General features: G+C 62.6%; 16 protein-coding genes and 1 riboswitch. Of the genes, 5 read left to right on the forward strand and 11 right to left on the reverse strand.

What is annotated here, in order from left to right; genetic code table 11:
- Positions 1-117 precede the first annotated feature (117 nt).
- From NKH38_RS20460 to NKH38_RS20470, 3 genes are all read right to left on the reverse strand, one after another.
- On the reverse strand, positions 118-540 hold the full coding sequence (locus tag NKH38_RS20460) for a PqqD family protein (protein WP_352762754.1): 423 nt from the start codon (positions 538-540) through the stop codon (positions 118-120).
- A gap of 161 nt (positions 541-701) precedes the next feature.
- Positions 702-1,802 (reverse strand): FAD-binding oxidoreductase, encoded by a 1,101-nt coding sequence (locus tag NKH38_RS20465; protein WP_352762755.1) that lies wholly within the window; start codon positions 1,800-1,802, stop codon positions 702-704.
- A 37-nt stretch (positions 1,803-1,839) separates the two neighbouring features.
- Positions 1,840-3,087, reverse strand: a complete 1,248-nt coding sequence (locus tag NKH38_RS20470) for an aromatic ring-hydroxylating oxygenase subunit alpha (protein ID WP_352762756.1) — start codon at positions 3,085-3,087, stop codon at positions 1,840-1,842.
- Positions 3,088-3,204: 117 nt separating this feature from the next.
- Positions 3,205-3,406, reverse strand: a riboswitch (cobalamin riboswitch).
- A 499-nt stretch (positions 3,407-3,905) separates the two neighbouring features.
- Between NKH38_RS20470 and NKH38_RS20475 the strand changes: the two genes are divergently transcribed.
- The 3 genes from NKH38_RS20475 to NKH38_RS20485 all read left to right on the forward strand — a co-directional run bounded on the left by NKH38_RS20475 (position 3,906) and on the right by NKH38_RS20485 (position 4,686).
- Positions 3,906-4,112 (forward strand): DUF680 domain-containing protein, encoded by a 207-nt coding sequence (locus NKH38_RS20475; RefSeq protein WP_023819467.1) that lies wholly within the window; start codon positions 3,906-3,908, stop codon positions 4,110-4,112.
- 65 nt (positions 4,113-4,177) lie between these two features.
- Entirely contained in the window at positions 4,178-4,381 is a 204-nt protein-coding gene (locus tag NKH38_RS20480) for a DUF680 domain-containing protein (protein WP_023668886.1), read from the forward strand.
- Between the two features lie 71 nt (positions 4,382-4,452).
- Positions 4,453-4,686 carry a DUF680 domain-containing protein gene (locus NKH38_RS20485; RefSeq protein ID WP_352762758.1) on the forward strand — a complete coding sequence of 78 codons (234 nt, stop codon included), beginning with the start codon at positions 4,453-4,455 and terminating at the stop codon, positions 4,684-4,686.
- Positions 4,687-4,759: 73 nt separating this feature from the next.
- Here NKH38_RS20485 and NKH38_RS20490 read toward each other — a convergent pair whose 3' ends face one another.
- The 5 genes from NKH38_RS20490 to NKH38_RS20510 form a co-directional block, all read right to left on the reverse strand.
- On the reverse strand, positions 4,760-5,872 hold the full coding sequence (locus tag NKH38_RS20490; protein ID WP_023668888.1) for an ABC transporter ATP-binding protein: 1,113 nt from the start codon (positions 5,870-5,872) through the stop codon (positions 4,760-4,762).
- A gap of 66 nt (positions 5,873-5,938) precedes the next feature.
- Positions 5,939-7,603, reverse strand: a complete 1,665-nt coding sequence (bglA, locus tag NKH38_RS20495; RefSeq protein WP_031198273.1) for a beta-galactosidase BglA — start codon at positions 7,601-7,603, stop codon at positions 5,939-5,941.
- A 5-nt stretch (positions 7,604-7,608) separates the two neighbouring features.
- Positions 7,609-8,763: a carbohydrate ABC transporter permease gene (locus NKH38_RS20500; protein ID WP_352762761.1), complete on the reverse strand. Its 1,155-nt coding sequence runs from the start codon at positions 8,761-8,763 to the stop codon at positions 7,609-7,611.
- Position 8,764: 1 nt separating this feature from the next.
- Complete coding sequence (locus tag NKH38_RS20505; protein WP_352762763.1) at positions 8,765-9,778, reverse strand: carbohydrate ABC transporter permease; 1,014 nt, start codon at positions 9,776-9,778, stop codon at positions 8,765-8,767.
- A gap of 249 nt (positions 9,779-10,027) precedes the next feature.
- Complete coding sequence (locus NKH38_RS20510; RefSeq protein WP_023729696.1) at positions 10,028-11,383, reverse strand: ABC transporter substrate-binding protein; 1,356 nt, start codon at positions 11,381-11,383, stop codon at positions 10,028-10,030.
- A gap of 364 nt (positions 11,384-11,747) precedes the next feature.
- Here NKH38_RS20510 and NKH38_RS20515 point away from each other — a divergent pair, with 364 nt between their 5' ends.
- Together NKH38_RS20515 and NKH38_RS20520 are read left to right on the forward strand one after the other, a co-directional pair.
- Entirely contained in the window at positions 11,748-12,770 is a 1,023-nt protein-coding gene (locus tag NKH38_RS20515; protein WP_352762765.1) for a substrate-binding domain-containing protein, read from the forward strand.
- A gap of 166 nt (positions 12,771-12,936) precedes the next feature.
- A complete protein-coding gene (locus NKH38_RS20520) occupies positions 12,937-14,283 on the forward strand; it encodes an NAD(P)/FAD-dependent oxidoreductase (RefSeq protein ID WP_352762766.1) in 1,347 nt (448 codons plus the stop codon).
- A gap of 10 nt (positions 14,284-14,293) precedes the next feature.
- Here the strand turns inward: NKH38_RS20520 and NKH38_RS20525 are convergent, their stop codons facing one another.
- From NKH38_RS20525 to NKH38_RS20535, 3 genes are read right to left on the reverse strand one after another with little or no spacing between them, the layout of a single operon-like run.
- Positions 14,294-15,721, reverse strand: coding sequence for a S8 family serine peptidase (locus NKH38_RS20525; protein WP_352762768.1), 1,428 nt, complete (start codon positions 15,719-15,721; stop codon positions 14,294-14,296).
- The gene (locus NKH38_RS20530; protein ID WP_352762772.1) at positions 15,711-16,379 is read right to left on the reverse strand and encodes an anti-sigma factor; all 669 of its coding nucleotides are present in this window, start codon (positions 16,377-16,379) and stop codon (positions 15,711-15,713) included. Before NKH38_RS20530 ends, NKH38_RS20525 begins: the two co-directional genes overlap by 11 nt.
- Before the next feature lie 14 nt (positions 16,380-16,393).
- A complete protein-coding gene (locus NKH38_RS20535; RefSeq protein ID WP_023725917.1) occupies positions 16,394-16,960 on the reverse strand; it encodes a sigma-70 family RNA polymerase sigma factor in 567 nt (188 codons plus the stop codon).
- Between the last annotated feature and the right edge of the window lie 260 nt (positions 16,961-17,220).

A 17,220-nucleotide genomic window follows, 5' to 3' on the forward strand; every position in this document is an offset into this window, starting at 1 on the left:
CGCCTGATGCATGTCGCTCGGGGTGGCCCCGGTTTTGAGACGACGACATGCATAAAATCAAAGATCTAAACCGCGTCGCCTGAGTCCGTTCAAACGCGACGCGCTTTAGGGAAACGATTATGCCTGTTTCACCGCCGGCCAGCCGAGAGGTTCCTCGACCTCATGGATCGGGTCGACAATGATGAGATCGGCAAGGTCGTCATGGACATCGACCTTGAGCGGCTCATTGCTGGCAGCAAGCGCAGACGACAGCTCGCCCGAAAGCGGTTGTGCCGATGTTTCGGCTGGCGCAAGCAACCCGAAATCGAGCAGTCGGGCAACGAAGCTTTCGAGGTCGGCCAGGCTTATTTTTGCGGCGCCCGCGGCAGCTCCGACCAGCGCTTCAGTGGCGACGCCGGACGACAAAGCCTGCCAGACCCGGCTGCCGGAATCGGAAAAGCCGAAATACTTACCGTTCGAAAGATCGAGAACGACGGCTTCGCCATCGAATGATTCGAAAACGATGTCCTTGCTTGCGACCGCGTAGACCCGCTGTTGCATCGCTCTGTCCCCCGTTCCATGCGCCCATGAAGGGATGCGCCAGTTTCACGGTCTGCCAGCCCTTCCTAAGTGCGTCTAAATCACTCGGCCTATGCTTGGCAAGACAAAGACCCGCGAACACAACGCCTGCGTCGGTGACCGTTGCGGCGAAGTCGACCGGCTCAAGCCTCGATTTCGAGCGCCGACAATGGTTTCGAGCAGCAGGCAAGGATAAAACCGTCATCGATCTCGTGGTCGAGGATGCCGCCATTGTGGCTCATCTCGACTTCGCCGGAGACCTTCTTCACCTTGCAGGTGCCGCACAGGCCGAACTCGCAGGCGGCGGGAATCCGCACGCCCGAGCTGCGCGCTGTCTGTAGCACGGTCTGGCCGGCGACGCAGCCGGCATCGACCTCCGAAAGCGAGAAGCGGATCGGCGTCACGGCTTCGACAGGTGCAGCGATGCCGTCCTCGACCGGGGAGGCAAACGGCGCCGGAATTTCCTCCACCACAGGCGCGGCAAAGCTCTCCTGATGGTATTTCGTCATGTCGAAGCCGGCGGCATCCAGCATGCCGCGCACGGCGCGCATGAACGGATCGGGGCCGCAGCAGAAGATTTCGCGCTCGCGGAAATCCGGAGCCAGCAAGGGCAGCCGGATCGCGTCGATGCGCCCCATATGACCGTACCAGCCCTCGCGGCTGGAACGTTCCTCGATCATGAAGCCGAGCGACAGGCCGGGCATATGGCCGCCGAGCAGTTCGAGTTCCTTGCGGAAGATGATCTCTTCGGCACGCCGCGCGCAGTTGACGAAACCGACATCGGTCCATGGCGCGCAGTCGTTCAGCCAGCGCAGCATCGACATCATCGGCGTCACGCCGGAGCCGGCGGAAATGAACAGGTATTTGGCCGCCGGGTGGCTGTGCAACGAGAAGTCGCCGGCCGGTCCGTAGGCCTTGACATGCGAACCGGGCACCAGATGGTCGAACATCCAGCGCGTGCCGATGCTGCCCGGTTGCGCCTTCACTGTCACCGCGATCGAAAACGGCCGCGATGGCGACGACGACAGCGTATAGGTGCGCATCAGCGGCCCGTCCGGTGTCGGCAGTTCCAGCGTCAGGAACTGGCCCGGCTTGTAGCGGAACCAGGTCTGGTTGTCGGAGCGGAAGGTGAAGGTCTTGACGTCAGGCGCCTCGTCGCTGACGCCGATCACTTCCAGCACCTGCAGCCTATCGTTCCAGGGCGCCATCTGGTCGAGATGGCGATAGAGCCCAAGATCCGTCATCGCATTCATCCTCCGGTCCTTCTTCGCCTGCTCCAGCTCACGCGACGCTGCGCAGCGCCGGCCTGCCACCTTCGGCAAGGCGCGGGCCGATGAAGGCCGCGTACCATTCGACGAACTGGATCACGCCGCCCTCGTGCAGCTCCGAATAGGGGCCGGGCTCATAGGCCGGAGACAGGATGCCGAAGGCGTTTTCCTCGACGATGCGGCGGTCCTGGTCGTTGGTCTCGGTCCAGACATGGGTGAGCTCCTCAAGGTTGTAGTCGACCCCCTCGACCGCATCCTTGTGCACCAGCCACTTGGTCGTCACCGCGGTTTCGGTGGCGCTGATCGGCAGCACCCGGAAGGTGACCGCATGGTCGATCAGTATGTGGTTCCAAGTCGTCGGATAGTGGTAGTGCATCAAGGTGCCGATGCGGTCGGCGGCAAGAGTGTCGGACAGGTTCTTCGTCACCGCGCGCTTTCCGGACATCGTGTAGCTGACGGCATCGCGCAGCAGCGGCGCGCGGGTGGCGCGGTATTGCCCGGCCGGATCGATGCGGAACTTGCTCGGCAGGCCCGCCGCCTCGCATTTCGCCCAGTGCGCCAGCATCTCCGGATCGCTGTCGGCGCCCTGCACGCCGGTCACCGTCGGCGCTTCGGGGAATGTCTTGCACAGCTCTGGATGATTGCCGGCGCAGTGATAGCATTCGCGGTTGTTTTCCCAGACCAGCTTCCAGTTGCCCTTCTCGATGATGGTGCTCTCGAAGGCGACCTTGGCTTCATTCAGCCGGTGCGGCTTGAGGTAGGGCTCTATCATGGCGCGCATCGGCGCAAAGTCGGCAGGTTCTTTCGCCAGGCAGATGAAGATGTAGCCGCCGACGCTCTCGCAGGCGACGGGCTTCAGGCCGAACTGGCTCTTGTCGAAACCGTCGGCCATCTGGCGGGCAAACAGCAGCCGGCCGTCAAGCTCGTAGGTCCACTGGTGATAGGGGCAGACAAGCTTTGCCGCCATGCCCTTCTCAGTGTTGCAGACACGGCTGCCGCGATGGCGGCAGGAATTGTGAAAGGCGTTGATGTTGCCCTTCTGGTCGCGGACCAGCACCACCGGATAATCGCCGATCTGCACGGTGATATAGCTGCCGGGCTTCGGCAGTTCGCAATCATGGCCGATGAACAGCCAGTCGCGATACCAGATGAGCTCCATGTCGAGCTTGAAATAGTCCGGGTCGGTGTAGAAGGGCTGTTCCAGCGAAAAGCCTTGCTTGCGGCCGTTCAGGAGCCTCAGCATGTCGTTGCGCGTATCCATAGTTCTGTCCTCGTGGTTTAAGGACTGAACTTGGTGGTGATGGAGGAAGGATCGGACGCAGGCCGGCGTGGCTCCGGACATGCACTATCCACCTCTTGACCGCCCACCGCGATCAGTCGAGTCTAGGCATCTCGGGCTGGTTTCCGGGCTCTGGAGTTGTCCTTGCGGACCATCGCGACACCTTCCCAGGCTCTTGCCCAGTGGTCTCCCGTTGCGACTTGAACTCCACCACCGTTGCGGGGGCAGCGCCGGATTCTGACCGGCTTCCCAATTCTCCGCTGCGTCGTCACGAAGCGGCACCTGAGATGCGATCATCTAATCACGGCAGCGATCGCGACGTCGGCATGAAAGCGACATCATATCCATGCGGCGCGACACGCGCGGCATACGCCCCCCGCCGCCGGTCAAAGAGCTGAGACGTTTCTTGCGAGGCCATCATCGCCGTTTCGAATCGCTGCGGATCCAGTTCGATCGGGGGCAAAAAGGGCTCAACGGTATCGAAAAGTTACTATTAGCAATCTCTAATCGAACCGAACGGTTCGTTTCTGTTGACAATGCGTGCAGGACGGTGTGAACGACGGCCCGGAAACCGACACCGGAGCGAACCACTCGGTTCGGCATAAGCGACTGAAAACAATGCGACAAATGACCATAGAGGAACTTTCTGGCACAATTTCAAGGTGCAGGACCGTGGTCCACATGGAACAACTTCGTGATTGGAAACCAGCCTATGGCTTTCCCACATCGGGGCTGTCCGAACGACGCGAATTCCTCCCAAGACACGCCGCTAGACGGACAGACAAACTGGAGTCCTAAAAATGAAAAAGATCATCTTCACTGCCGCAGCCGTTTTGGCGATCACCGGCAGCGCCTTCGCCGGTAGCGACAATTACGGTTCCAATGGTGCGAACCAGCCAGCCGTCTCGGTCGACAGCTCGTATACGGCTTCCATTCAGAAGCCGGCGCACGCTGACAAGCAGCCTGTCGTTCAGGGCGCCGACCGCGACCTCTACGGCAATCGCTGATCCCGACCAAAGAAGGGCAGCTATCCCGCCCTTCTTGGGATCTCAAAAAATTCAGGAGTATTGAAATGAAAAAGATCATCCTTGCTGCCGCCGCCGTTTTGGCCATCTCCGGCAGCGCTTTCGCCGGCAGCGACAACTACGGTTCGAACGGCGCCAACCAGCCTGCGATTACGTCGACCGATAGTGGCCATACGGCTTCGGTTGAGAAGTCGGCTCCAGCCGAGCAGGCGCCTGCCCACGGTGCCGACCGTAACCTTTTCGGCCGCTAAAAGCCGGTTTCCAGCACGTGGCGGGCTTATCTGCTGCAGCTGGCGGCATCAGAAAAATTCAGGAGACTAAAATGAAGAAGATCGTTCTTGCCACCGCAGCCGTTCTGGCTGTTTCGAGCGCTGCCTTTGCCGGCAGCGACAATTATGGCTCCGAAGGCGCCAACCAGCCGGCCGCTGCCGTCGACACCACCCGCACTTCGTCGACCGGCACCAACTCGGCGGTCTACAAGCTGCTGAACTCGTCGAACGACCAACAGAAGTTCGTTCCTCAGAGCAGCGACAGGGATCGGTTCGGCAACAACTAACAGCCGAAGCTTAAAAAAAGAGCGGCGGGCCTGGCCCGCCGCTCTTTTTTCATGCCTGTACGACGCAGCTATCTCAAGCCGCCTTCACTTCCACCGGCTTGAGCGAGAAGGAGTGCCCATCGGCGTCGAAGATGTGCAGGTCCCCGGCATCCGCGGTCAGTCGCAGCTTTGCCCCGCGCTTGACCTCGACATTGCCGGGCAGCTTGGTCACCAACGGCAGGTCAGCGCGGCCGATATCGACATAGACAAGCTGCACCTCGCCGAGTTGCTCGACATAGTCCACCACGCCCTCGAAAAGATATTCCGCGCCGGTGGCGGCCGACAGATCCTCCGGCCGCACGCCGAAGCTGACTGCCGCACCCTTTGCTGACGCCGGCGTTGCGATCGGCACCGTTGCCTTGCGGCCGCCGACATGGCTGACGATTGTCGGGTTGCCCGTCCTGTCGATTGTCGCCGGCAGGATGTTCATGGCCGGCGAGCCGATGAACTGGGCAACGAACAGATTGCCGGGCTTCTTGTAGAGGTCCATCGGCGTGCCGACCTGCTCGATATGGCCATCCTTCAGCACGACGATGCGGTCGGCGAGCGTCATCGCTTCGACCTGATCGTGGGTGACGTAGATCATGGTCGTGGCAGGCATCGATTCCTTGAGCTTGGCGATCTCGATGCGGGTCGCGACGCGCAGCGCCGCGTCGAGATTCGACAGCGGCTCGTCGAACAGGAACACTTTCGGATTGCGCACGATGGCGCGACCGATGGCGACACGCTGGCGCTGGCCGCCCGACATCGCCTTGGGCAGGCGGTCGAGATATTTGGTCAGCTGCAGGATTTCGGCGGCCTGCCGCACCCGCTTGTCGATCTCGGCCTTGCTTTCCTTGCCGATCTTCATCGAGAAGGCCATGTTGTCGTAGACGGTCATGTGCGGATAGAGCGCATAGGACTGGAACACCATGGCAATGCCGCGCTTGGAAGGCGGCACGTCGTTCACCACCTCGCCGGCGATCTTCAGCTCGCCGGAGGTGATCTCCTCAAGCCCGGCGATGGACCGCAGCAAGGTCGACTTGCCGCAACCCGACGGGCCGACGAAGACGATGAACTCGCCCGACTTTATGTCGAGGTCGATGCCGTGGAGAATGTGCAGATTGCCGTATGATTTCTTCACCTGTCTCAGCGTGACATCGGCCATAATTTCCTCCCAGTGATTTCCCTAGAGAACCTGGATTTCCTCAAAAAATCCAGTTTCGTCAAAAACTCAGTCGATGCGCCCGAACCAGGCGCCGTAGCCGCCGAGGCGGATGGAACCTGTGCCGGATTGTCCCGAAAAACCGTGCCCGGCCAATGGCAGCAACGCCTGACCACCGAGATCGACCTCGGCCGGCTTGCTGGCCAGATTGAAGACGCAGACGATCTGCTCATTGCCCTCACGGCGGGTGAAGGCGACGGTGTCGCCCTCGCTTTCGATGAACTCGATGTCGCCTTTGGCCAGGGCCGGATGCTGGCGGCGGAAACCGAGAAAGCGCCGGTAGTGCTCGAGCAGCGAGGCCGCGTCGCCCTGCTGAACATTGACCGCTTGCGACAAGTGCTTGCCCGGCACCGGCAGCCAGGGCTTGGCCGTCGAAAAGCCGGCATTGCTGGCGGTTGCATCCCACACCATCGGCGTGCGGCAGCCGTCGCGGCCCTTGAATTCGGGCCAGAAGCGAATGCCGTAGGGGTCCTGCAGATCCTCGAACTGCAACTCGGCTTCGCCCAGCCCAAGCTCCTCTCCCTGATAGAGGCAGACCGAACCGCGCAGCGACATCAGCAGCGCCGAGATAACCTTCAGATAGGCGGCCGGGTCGGCCTCGTCGGCGGCCCAGCGCGAGGCCGGACGCATCACGTCGTGGTTGGAAAAGGCCCAGCACGACCAGCCGTCGCTGGCGACCTTGCCGAAGGCTTCCAGCACCTGGCGCACCTTGGCGGCGCTGATCTTTTCCGGCGCCAGGAAATCGAAGGAATAGCACATGTGGACGCGTTTGCCGCCGGCGGTGTAGGCGGCGACCACTTCCAGCCCACGCTGCGAATCGCCGACTTCGCCGACCGCGGCGGCCGCCGGATATTCGTCGAGCAGCGCCCGGAACCGTTCGAGGAAGGCAAGGTTTTCCGGCCGGCTCTTGTCGTAGATATGGTCCTGGTAGTTGTAGGGATTGACCGCAGGTGCTGTCTGGTCGTTGCGCTCTTCGGGCGGCAGCGGCGGATTGTTCTCCAGCCCCTGGCTGTGGAAGTAGAAATTGATGGTGTCGAGGCGGAAGCCGTCGACGCCGCGCTCCAGCCAGAAGCGGGTGACGTCGAGCAGCGCGTCCTGGACTTCCAGATTGTGGAAGTTGAGGTCCGGCTGCTCGGACAGGAAATTATGCAGATAATATTGCTGGCGGCTGGTGTCCCACTGCCAGGCCGAGCCGCCGAAGATCGACAGCCAGTTGTTGGGCGGCGTGCCGTCCGGCCTGGCGTCGGCCCAGACATACCAGTCGGCCTTGGGATTGCTACGGCTGGCGCGGCTCTCCTTGAACCATGGATGGTTGTCGGCGGTGTGCGACAGCACCTCGTCGATCATCACCTTGAGGCCGAGGTGATGGGCTTCCGCAACCAGCGCGTCGAAATCGGCGAGCGTCCCGAACATCGGGTCGACGTCGCAATAGTCCGAGACGTCGTAGCCGAAATCCTTCATCGGCGACTTGAAGAAGGGCGAAATCCAGATGGCGTCGACGCCGAGCGAGGCGATGTAGGGCAGCCTGCGGATGATGCCCTTGAGGTCGCCGATGCCGTCGCCATTGGAGTCCTGATAGGAGCGCGGATAGATCTGGTAGATCACCGCGCCCCGCCACCAGTCGCGATCGACGGCGAGATCGGGCTTCGAGGTCGCCTTCAAAGCGGCTTGCATAAGTCTCAACCTCCTTTGACCGAGCCGGCCAGCAGCCCGCGGACGAAATAGCGCTGCAGCGAGAAGAACACGATCAGCGGCACGATAATGGTGACGAAGGCCGATGTCGTCAGGATTTCCCAGTCGCCGCCGCGCGAGCCGAGCAGCGCGTTGAGCTTCGCGGTCAGCACGATCTGGTCCCCTTCGGTACCGAGGAAAACCATTGCCACCAACAAATCGTTCCACACCCACAGGAACTGGAAGATTGCAAAGGACGCCAGCACCGGGAAGGACAGCGGCAGCACGATCTTGACGAAGATTTCGAAATCGCTGGCGCCATCTATGCGCGCCGATTCCATGATCTCGCGCGGCAGGCCGGCAATATAGCTGCGCAGGAGATAGATGGCGAAGGGCAGGCCGAAGCCGGTATGCGCCAGCCAGATGCCGAGATAGGTTTTCGACGGCACACCGAAGAAGATGCCGACGCCGTTGTAGATCTTCAAAAGCGGGATCAAGGACATCTGCAGCGGCACGACCAGCAGGCCGATGATTGTGGCGATCAGCAAGGCGCGGCCGGGAAAACGCATCCACGCCAATGCATAGGCGGCGAAGGCGGCGATCAGGATCGGGATGACCGTCGCCGGGATGGTGACGGTCAGCGAGTTTATGAACGAGCGGCCGATGCCCTCCGAAAACAGCACGGTCTTGTAATTGTCGGTGGTGAATTTCGGTGGCGCCGACGAGGCGTAATAGACGCGCTGGCCACGGTCGCCTTCGAAAGCCTTGGGCGAACTCATGACGAACGTGCCGTCGGCATTGAGCTGCAAGGTCACGCCGTCGCCGAGATCGGCAGTGGTGCCGGCCGGATATTGCGTCGGTGCCGCCGACTTGACGCCGAAGGCGCTGATGTTGCGCGTAGCGCCGTCGCCGAAGATGTTGCCGGCAAGCACGAACTTGCCGTCCTTCTCGACCTGCGCCGAGGCCGGCGGCAGGCGGCCGGCTTCAGTCTGGCTGGAGCTGGAGAATGAGTTCCACCAGCCCGAGGCGATGATCTGGTCCTTGTCGCGCAGTGACGAGACCAGGATGCCGAGCGTCGGCACGGTCCAGATGGCGACGAAGAGGAGCACGGCGATGTGGACGCCGAAGCGGCTGGCAAAGGACTTCCCGGTCGCGACGGCCATCTCAATGTCTTCCCGTCTCTTTGTTCGCCTGGCGGATGTTCCAGACCATGATCGGGATGACCGCGATCATGATGATGATGGCGATGGTGGCGCCGCGGCCGAAATCGCCGCCGCCGCGGAACATCCAGTCGAACATCAGATTGGCCAGCACCTGGCTGTTCCACTGGCCATTGGTCATGGTCAGCACGATGTCGAACACTTTCAGCACCAGGATGGTGATCGTCGTCCAGACCACGGCGATGGTGCCCCAGATCTGCGGCACCATGATCTTCCAGAAGATCTGGAACGGATTGGCGCCGTCGATGACCGCGGCTTCAAGCGTCTCTTCGGGGATGCCGCGCAACGCCGAAGACAGGATGACCATGGCAAAGCCGGTCTGGATCCAGATCAGGATGATCATCAGGAAGAAATTGTTCCAGAACGGCAGCGATATCCAGACCTGCGGCTGACCGCCGAAATACTGGATGATGGCGTTGAGCAGACCGATCTGCGTCTGGCCCTCGCCGCGATATTCGTAGATGAATTTCCAGATCACGCTGGCGCCGACGAAGGAGATCGCCAGCGGCAGGAAGATCAGGCTCTTGGCGATCGTGCCCCACCAGATCTTGTCAGTGAGCACGGCGATTATCAGCCCTAGAAAGGTGCAGGCGGCGGGCACCACCGCCAGCCAGATGATGTTATTCAGGATCGAGTTGCGGAACTCGCGGTCGCCGAACGCCCATTCATAGTTGGCGAAGCCGACAAAATGCTGGCCGCCGCGGTCGAGGAAGGACAGCCAGAGCGTCGCCACCACCGGATAGATCAGGTAGACGGTGAGGATGATCATCGCCGGGCCGACGAACAGCCACGGACGGACCAGTCCTTGCCGGCGCAGATTGTCGATGGCCGCAGCCCCGGCCACGCCGCGCGACGGGAATATCAGGTCGACCAGCTTGTTGGCGCCCCAGAAATAGGCGACGCAGCCGCCGACGCCGATGATGATGACAAAAATGGCCGATAAGATCTGAGCAGCCATGGGTCCCTCTTCCCTGCGCATGATCGGCCGGGCCTTGAACAGCCCTGGCGATGTGGCTCTGCGCCGATTTAAGTTATTCTGAAACGAACGAACGCAAATCGGTCCGGCGTAAGGCGCCGGTCGGATCCGGGCCATAGCGGCCCGGACCCAGTCTGTGGAGGAAGTCCTGATTTGCCGCCAAAGCGGCTGATTACTTGGCAGTGGTTACTTGCCAGCTGACTGCTTGCCAGCTGACTGCTTGCCAGCTGACTACTTGATAGCGTCCCAGCTCTTCTGAATGTCGGTGGCGACATCCTGCGCCGACTTGCCGCCGACCAGATCGATCATGCCGGTCCAGAAGGCGCCGGCGCCGATCTTGCCCGGCATCAGGTCCGAACCGTCGAAGCGGAAGGTCGAGGCATTGGCGAGGATATCGCCCTGCTTCTTCAGCGCGTCGCTGGCATAGGCATCCTTGTTGACCGACTTGAGCGGCGTGACGAAGCCGCCCTGGGCCATCCAGATTTCATGTGCCAGCGGCATTTTCAGGAATTCGATGAACGCGCGTGCACCCTTCGAATCCTTGGTGATCATGGCCAGCGTGCCGGCGCCGAGCACAGGCGTGCCCAGCTCGGGCTTGGATGCATAGGGCGGGAAGTAGAAGAAGTCGGCGTCCTGTCCAACCTTTGTGCCTTCCGGGAAGAAGGTCGGGATGAACGATGCCTGATGGTGCAGGTAGCATTTCGGCGGCACCGAGAAGAGGCCCTTCGGGCTGTCGCGGAAGTCGGTCGCGGCAACCGCCTTGGCCCCACCGTCGACCATCTTGTCGTCGGTCGCGATCTTGCCGAAAATGTCGATGGCCTTGACCACCGCCGGATCGTTGAACGGGATCTCGTTCTTTACCCACTTGTCATACACGTCGGGCGCCTGGGTGCGCAGCATGATGTCTTCGACCCAGTCGGTCGCCGGCCAGCCGGTAGCGCCGCCTGAGCCGAGGCCGATGCACCACGGCGTGCCGCCGTCGGCGATGATCTTCTTCTCGAGGTCGGCGAGCTCTTCCTGGGTCTTGGGAACCTTGTAGCCGGCTTCCTCGAAATTGTCGGGCGAATACCAGACCAGCGATTTCACGTCGGCCTTGTAGGGGAAGGCGAAGAAGCCCGGCTTGCCGTCCTTGTCCTTGAAGGTGCCGAGATCGACCCATGACTGGCCGGCGCCGTAATTGTCCTTGATCCATTTGGCGGTGTCGTCGCCCAGCGGCGTCAAAAGGCCCTTGGACGCCAGATCCTGGATCAGGCCCGGCTGCGGCAGTACGGCGATATTGGGCGGGCTGCCGGCCTGGGTATCGATGACGATCTGCTGTTCGTAATTTTCCGACGAGGAGTATTTGATCTCGGCGCCGGTGGCTTCCTGAAAATATTCGAGAACAGTGCGGATGAGGCCTTCGTCCTCGCCGCGCCAGGGCCCGAAGATGGTCAGCGTCTCGCCCTTGAGATCGACCTTCTTCAGCTCTTCGTAATTGGCCCAGTTGAAGCGCTTGTCTTCCCCGGGCTTGAACTTCAGTTCGGCTTGCGCCGGCAGGGACAAGGCGAGCGTGGCAAACGCTGCGCCAAGCAGAAGCATCTTCTTCATCGGTATTCCTCCCAGTGTGGACACATACACCCGGACGGAACCTCCATTCCGCCCGCCGACGCTGCAGGACTGTGACTCGTTCAGAAAGGAACCGCAACCTTTCGAAGAGTCTTCCAAAGCGCTTTGGTCTTTTTGATCTCGCCATTGAATCGGCTGGAAGTCAAGAGGGCGGTGGGCTAATCGATTTAATTTCGAGCTGGAAGACTTGGTAAAGTGCACTGCAGCATAGTTTTACGGCGGTGCAGCAGCGTATTAAGCTTCAAACTGGCCGGACCAGTGCGTATGGTCGACCAGCTTGGCCGCGCCCGTTGTGGCGCCGCGTGGCTTCCAAATTAAAAGCGCTTTGAGGCTTGGAGGCCTCCCAGTGAACCTGAAGCAGCTCTCTCATATGCTAGCCCTGTCGCAGACAACGGTAAGCCGTGCGCTCAACGGCTATCCGGAGGTCAACGAGGAAACCCGCCGGCGCGTGGTGGATGCCGCCAAGCGCCACGGCTACCGGCCCAACCCGAGCGCGCGCCGGCTGGCGACCGGCAAGACGGGCATGATCGGCTATGTGCTGCCGACGGGCGCCTCCGTCGACATCGACCCGCATTTCGTCGAGTTCCTGTCGGGTCTCGGCGACTATGCCCGCTCGCACGAGCTCGACCTGGTGCTGTCGCCGGCCGATGCCGACGACCAGGAAACCACCTATCGCCGCATCGTCGCCAACCGCCAGGTCGACGCCGTCTACATCTCCTCGCCGCGCCCGGCCGACCGGCGGGTGGCGCTGGTCAACACGCTCGGCATTCCCTTCATCGTCCATGGCCGCAGCGAAGGCTTCGATTTCGACTACCCCTTCACCGACATCGACAATGAGGGCGGCTTCCACGACGCCGCCCGGCTGCTGGTTCAGCTCGGCCACCGCCGGCTGGCGCTGATCAATGGCGACGACCGCGAGACCTTCGCCATCCACCGCGAGCGCGGCATGCGCAGGGCGCTGGCCGCGAGCGGCCTGACGCTCGGCGAGCGCCATGTCTGTTCACTCACCATGACCGAGGAGAACGGCTACCGCGCCGCCAGGCGCCTGCTCGAACAGAGCGAGCGGCCGACGGCGATCGCCTGCTCCAGCCTGATCATGTCGCTAGGCGTCGTGCGCGCGGTGCGCGACCTTGGCCTGACCATTCCCGGCGACCTGTCGTTGATTGCCCATGACGACGTCTTTCCATGGCTGAAGCCGGAGAATTTTTCCGTGCCGCTGTCGACGACGCGCTCGTCGATCCGCCTCGCCGGCGCCCGCGTCGCCGAACGCCTGGCGGCGCGGATATCAGGCTTGGAAGAAGGGGCGCGAGGCGAGGTCTGGCCGGTCGACCTTGTGGTCAGGGGCTCGGTGGCAGGCGCGCCGGTGTAGGGATCAATCCAGTCACTTCGTGGGCCGAGTTCGAACCCTTGCGAACGTTGACTAGATTGATTGAAGTCTTGTGGGACAACGGTCTGCTTGCACCTGCCCTTGCTTTGGTTTCTGGAGGGTGGCAACCACCTAGCCAGCGCCATCGACCAGCCCACAGGTATGCCACTTGCCCCCATTCCCGTTTTCCGAAGCGGATACAATCCAACATTCTGGCCCACCCCCGAAGAGTTCGGATGTGGTGATCGTTGGCGGCGGCGTTATCGGCGTGACGACAGCGCTTTTCCTGGCGCAGCGCAACATTCCGGTGACGCTGCTGGAAAAAGGGCGTGTAGCGGCTGAACAGTCGTCCCGGAATTGGGGCTGGATTCGAAAGCAAGGACGCGACGCCGACGAGTTGCCCATCGTCATCGAGGCTATTCGCCTGTGGCGGCAACTGGCTGAGGAATGCGGCGAAGACATCGGCCTGACCCAAACAGGTGTGACCTACCTGGCGAACACCGACAAGGACATGGCCGGCTTCGAAGCGTTCATGAAGATCGCCGCGATGCATGCGCTCGACACCCGTCTCCTGGACGGAAACGAAACCGCGACACTCATCAAAGGCATGTCGCGCAAATTCAAGGGCGCGATGACGACGCCCTCCGACATGCGTGCGGAGCCTTGGCTGGCGGTGCCCGCACTTGCCCGGCTCGCCGTGCGAAAAGGCGTCAAAATCGTGGAGAACTGCGCGGCGCGAACCCTCGAAATCTCGGCCGGCAAGGTCAAGGGCGTGTGGACCGAGGCGGGGTATATCGAGGCCTCCAGCGTATTGGTCGCCGGAGGCGCCTGGTCATCCCTGTTCCTGAGAAGACACGGCGTCTCCATCCCCCAGCTCAGTGTCAGGGTAACCGTCGCCGCAACCGAGCCCCTGGCTGAAATCTATGCAGGCGCGGCGACTGACGAACACATCGCTTTCCGGCGCCGGCAGGATGGCGGCTACACGCTCGCCGCGGGCGGCAGCCATCTGCATTACCTGGGACCTGATGCATTCCGGCACGCCTCCAAATACCTTCCTGCGCTGAGGGGCAATCCGCTGGGGACACGCTACTTTCCGTTCGCGCCGTCAGGTTACCCCGATGCCTGGTCGACGCCGCGCGATTGGGCGCCGGATTCGCACAGCCCTTTCGAGAGAATGCGGGTGCTCGACCCGGCCCCGGAACCGGCCCGTCTGCGTTCGATAGAACGCAAGTTCAAGCACCTCTTTCCGCAGTTCGAGACGGTTCGCCTGAAGGCAAGCTGGGGTGGCATGATCGATGCCATGCCCGACGTCGTCCCCGTCGTGGATCGGGTAGAGGCAGTCGGCGGCCTTTTCGTCGCGACGGGGATGAGCGGTCACGGCTTCGGCATCGGGCCTGGCATAGGCCGCGTCGTTGCGGACATGATTCAGGGAAACGAGACCGGACACGACCTCAGCCGCTTCCGCCTGTCACGCTTCCATGATGGCAGCCCTGTCCGGTTAGGTCCGGCGCTCTGAATTCGCAGGCTCACTTCTGGGCCGCAGCCGCCGCCTTCGTATCCAGCAGGCCATAGCCGAAATCCTTGTCGCGGCCTTTCGGGCCAAGATCCCTGGCGGTGGCGGCAAGCGCCTTTTCGATGTCGTCAGCCGAGCGCTCGGGCGAGGCGTGGATCAGGTTGGCGATGGCGCCGGAGACAATCGCGGCGGCAAACGAAGTGCCGGTGACGACGTCCGTGCCGGCGCCGCTCGGCGCCACCATCTCGACGCCGGGCGCCGAGATGAAGACATAAGCGCCGCGATTGGCCTGCTGCATCAGCCCGTCCTTGGCGTCGGTGGCGGTGACCGCGATCACGCCGTCATAGGCGGCGGGGTAGCCATAGGGCGCTTTCGGCCCGTTGTTGCCGGCAGCAGCGACCAGGATGATGCCGAGCCCGCGCGCATTGCGGCAGGCGGTGGCGAGCAGATCGTTCTTGGGGCCGACGAAACTCATATTGATGATGCTGACATTCTGGTCCGCCGCCCAGTCGAGCGCCGACAGGATGACATCCATGGTCGACCTGCCGTCCTCGAAGGCGCGGGCGTGATAGATCCTGGCGCCGGGCGCCATGCCTTCGAGCGCGCCGACGCCGGCGATCAGCCCGTCGACCGAGGTACCGTGGTCACGCTTTTCGACCGGCACGTTGGGCATGGCGTCGAACTGGTCGGCAATGACGCCGGACAGCGCCGGATTGGTGTCGTCTATGCCGGTGTCGATGACGGCGATGCGCACGTTTTCGCCACTGGCTTGCTTGTTGTCGAGCTGAATGCGCTCGAAGGCATAGTTGACGATGCCGGCCGCCTGCTGCAGCGAATAGACATGGTTGGGCTCGCGCCGCAGGGTGCGGCCATCGGCGGCCAGTTGCGCCAGCACGGTGCCGACCGGGCGACCGTCGGGGATGCCGAAGCGCACCAGCGTCGTGCCGAGCAGCCGCGACTGGCGCTGCGAGCGCACTTCGAGGCCGAAGGAGGCAGCTATCTGCTGGACGGCGCCGACGTCGCCATCGACGGTCACCAGCACCTCGTCTGGCACGAACTCGCCGGGGATGGCACGCCTGGGAGCGGTCGCGACAAGATCGGTCGGCGAAACGATGGGGCCACCGGCAGGCGGTCCGGCCTGCGTGTCGGCCGGCGGCGCTGACGGCCGTGGCGTCGGCACGGGCGCCGCGGCAGCGGGTGGATTGGGAAACAGGTCGACGATCAGGGCCGGAAGGGTAACAGCACCTTGCTCTCCGGCGCCCGCACCGCCCTTGGCGTCATTGCCGTCTTTCGGGCAGTCGGCGGCCGTCGCTCCGGTCGCGCCGGTGCAGTCGGCCCGGCCGGCATTGGGATCATTGGTCTGCGCCGACGCAGGCACGGCGGCGATTGTCATCGCCGCCGCCAGGATCGCCGCAAATCGAGTGACCGCCTTAGCTGCCATCAACCGGTTTCCTTCCCTCGATCACAGTTTCCGCGAAAGGCTGGGCGGCAATAAGGCCGACGAGCTTGGCATAGTCTGCTCCGGTCTTGGCCGGGATGGCGATACGGAAGACACCCGAGGCGGCCGGCCCGCCGGCGATCTTCAGCCCGTTCTGGTCGAGGAAGACAGCGATGTCGGACATCTTCGCGTCCGGCTTGAACTTGATCAGGGCGAACGGCAGTTTCGCCAACTCGTCCTCGGCCCCGGCAATCTCGAAATCATTACCCTTGCCGCCGGTCTGCACGTAGGACTGCACCACGACCAACGCCAGCAAGACAGCGGCCGCCGCCCAGGCGACACCGACCGGCACCGCCATGACACGGCCGAGCGCCTGCGACAGCCAGGAACGGCCCGCCGGCGCGCGGACCGGTCCGGCTTCGGCGTCAAGCGCCCTGGCAAAGCGGCTGAGCGCATCGGCCGGTGGCCGGATCGCTTCGTTGGCGGCGGTGGCGCCGGAGAATTCCGCCTCAGCCTCGCCAAGCGCCGCCATCGCCGCCGGATCGCTCGCCAGCCATTCCTCGACGGCTTCGAGGTCCGAGCCTTCCAGCGAGCCGTTCAGGTAGAACGGCAGCAGCGTTTCCATTTCGTCACGGCGTGACATTTTTTCAGCGGCGCTCATATCTTCAGGATTGCTCATGGCCACCCCCTGTCGTAACCGGCGGCCTTGAGGGCTTCGCCGAGTTTCTTGCGGGCGTAGAACATTCGGGTCTTGACGGTGGCGACCGGGATGCCGAGCACCTCGCCGATCTCCGTCACCGACTGTCCATGGTAATAGGCAAGGTCGACCACCGAGCGGTGTTCCTCCGGCAAGGCATCGACGAAGCGCCGCAAGGCGGCGCCCTTGTCTTCCTTCATGGTGGCGACTTCCGGCGTGTCGGCGCCATCGGGAACCTGCGCCGCATCGTCGTCATCGATCCAGTCTTCTTTTTTCTTGCGCAGCATCGACAGCGCCTTGAAGCGGGCGATGCCGAGCAGCCATGTCGAGACTTCCGAGCGCCCTTCGAAACCGGGCGCCTGGCGCCACAGCTCAAGAAAGACCTCGTTTGCGATATCGTCGGCCATCATTTCCGATCCCGTCTGGCGCACCACGAAGCGGTAGACCCGCGCGTGGTGACGCATGAACAGCAGCCGAACAGCGGCACGGTCGCCCTTCGCGACCCGGTCGACAAGCGCGCGATCAGTCTCGGTCGCTGCCGTCATGGCCGGTCGAGCCGCCTGGCTCCTGTCTGCTCTGTCGCCGATCGGTTCAAAAAGGTTCATCCTTCCGCCAAGGAATTTTGGCGAAGCTAACCGAAGAAGGTGAGTGTTGCCAGAGTGTCTCCCTTCTCCCCGTCACTATACGGGGAGAAGGTGGCGGTGTCCGAACCGGATAGATAGGTAACAGAATGGACCGATAGCATGGGTGACAGTTTTCTCCTTCGCCGGGAGGACCGGCGATGGTTTGACGAGAGACTGGCATC

Source organism: Mesorhizobium sp. M1078 (genome assembly GCF_040318615.1).
In the GTDB taxonomy this organism is placed as follows: domain Bacteria; phylum Pseudomonadota; class Alphaproteobacteria; order Rhizobiales; family Rhizobiaceae; genus Mesorhizobium.

What these genes read in the sequence shown, in the direction of transcription:
- NKH38_RS20460 (WP_352762754.1), bottom strand. Translation starts at nt 540, where the DNA reads ATGCAACAGCGGGTCTACGCGGTCGCAAGCAAGGACATCGTTTTCGAA.
- NKH38_RS20465 (WP_352762755.1), bottom strand. Translation starts at nt 1,802, where the DNA reads ATGACGGATCTTGGGCTCTATCGCCATCTCGACCAGATGGCGCCCTGG.
- NKH38_RS20470 (WP_352762756.1), bottom strand. Translation starts at nt 3,087, where the DNA reads ATGGATACGCGCAACGACATGCTGAGGCTCCTGAACGGCCGCAAGCAA.
- NKH38_RS20475 (WP_023819467.1), top strand. Translation starts at nt 3,906, where the DNA reads ATGAAAAAGATCATCTTCACTGCCGCAGCCGTTTTGGCGATCACCGGC.
- NKH38_RS20480 (WP_023668886.1), top strand. Translation starts at nt 4,178, where the DNA reads ATGAAAAAGATCATCCTTGCTGCCGCCGCCGTTTTGGCCATCTCCGGC.
- NKH38_RS20485 (WP_352762758.1), top strand. Translation starts at nt 4,453, where the DNA reads ATGAAGAAGATCGTTCTTGCCACCGCAGCCGTTCTGGCTGTTTCGAGC.
- NKH38_RS20490 (WP_023668888.1), bottom strand. Translation starts at nt 5,872, where the DNA reads ATGGCCGATGTCACGCTGAGACAGGTGAAGAAATCATACGGCAATCTG.
- bglA (WP_031198273.1), bottom strand. Translation starts at nt 7,603, where the DNA reads ATGCAAGCCGCTTTGAAGGCGACCTCGAAGCCCGATCTCGCCGTCGAT.
- NKH38_RS20500 (WP_352762761.1), bottom strand. Translation starts at nt 8,763, where the DNA reads ATGGCCGTCGCGACCGGGAAGTCCTTTGCCAGCCGCTTCGGCGTCCAC.
- NKH38_RS20505 (WP_352762763.1), bottom strand. Translation starts at nt 9,778, where the DNA reads ATGGCTGCTCAGATCTTATCGGCCATTTTTGTCATCATCATCGGCGTC.
- NKH38_RS20510 (WP_023729696.1), bottom strand. Translation starts at nt 11,383, where the DNA reads ATGAAGAAGATGCTTCTGCTTGGCGCAGCGTTTGCCACGCTCGCCTTG.
- NKH38_RS20525 (WP_352762768.1), bottom strand. Translation starts at nt 15,721, where the DNA reads ATGGCAGCTAAGGCGGTCACTCGATTTGCGGCGATCCTGGCGGCGGCG.
- NKH38_RS20530 (WP_352762772.1), bottom strand. Translation starts at nt 16,379, where the DNA reads ATGAGCGCCGCTGAAAAAATGTCACGCCGTGACGAAATGGAAACGCTG.
- NKH38_RS20535 (WP_023725917.1), bottom strand. Translation starts at nt 16,960, where the DNA reads ATGACGGCAGCGACCGAGACTGATCGCGCGCTTGTCGACCGGGTCGCG.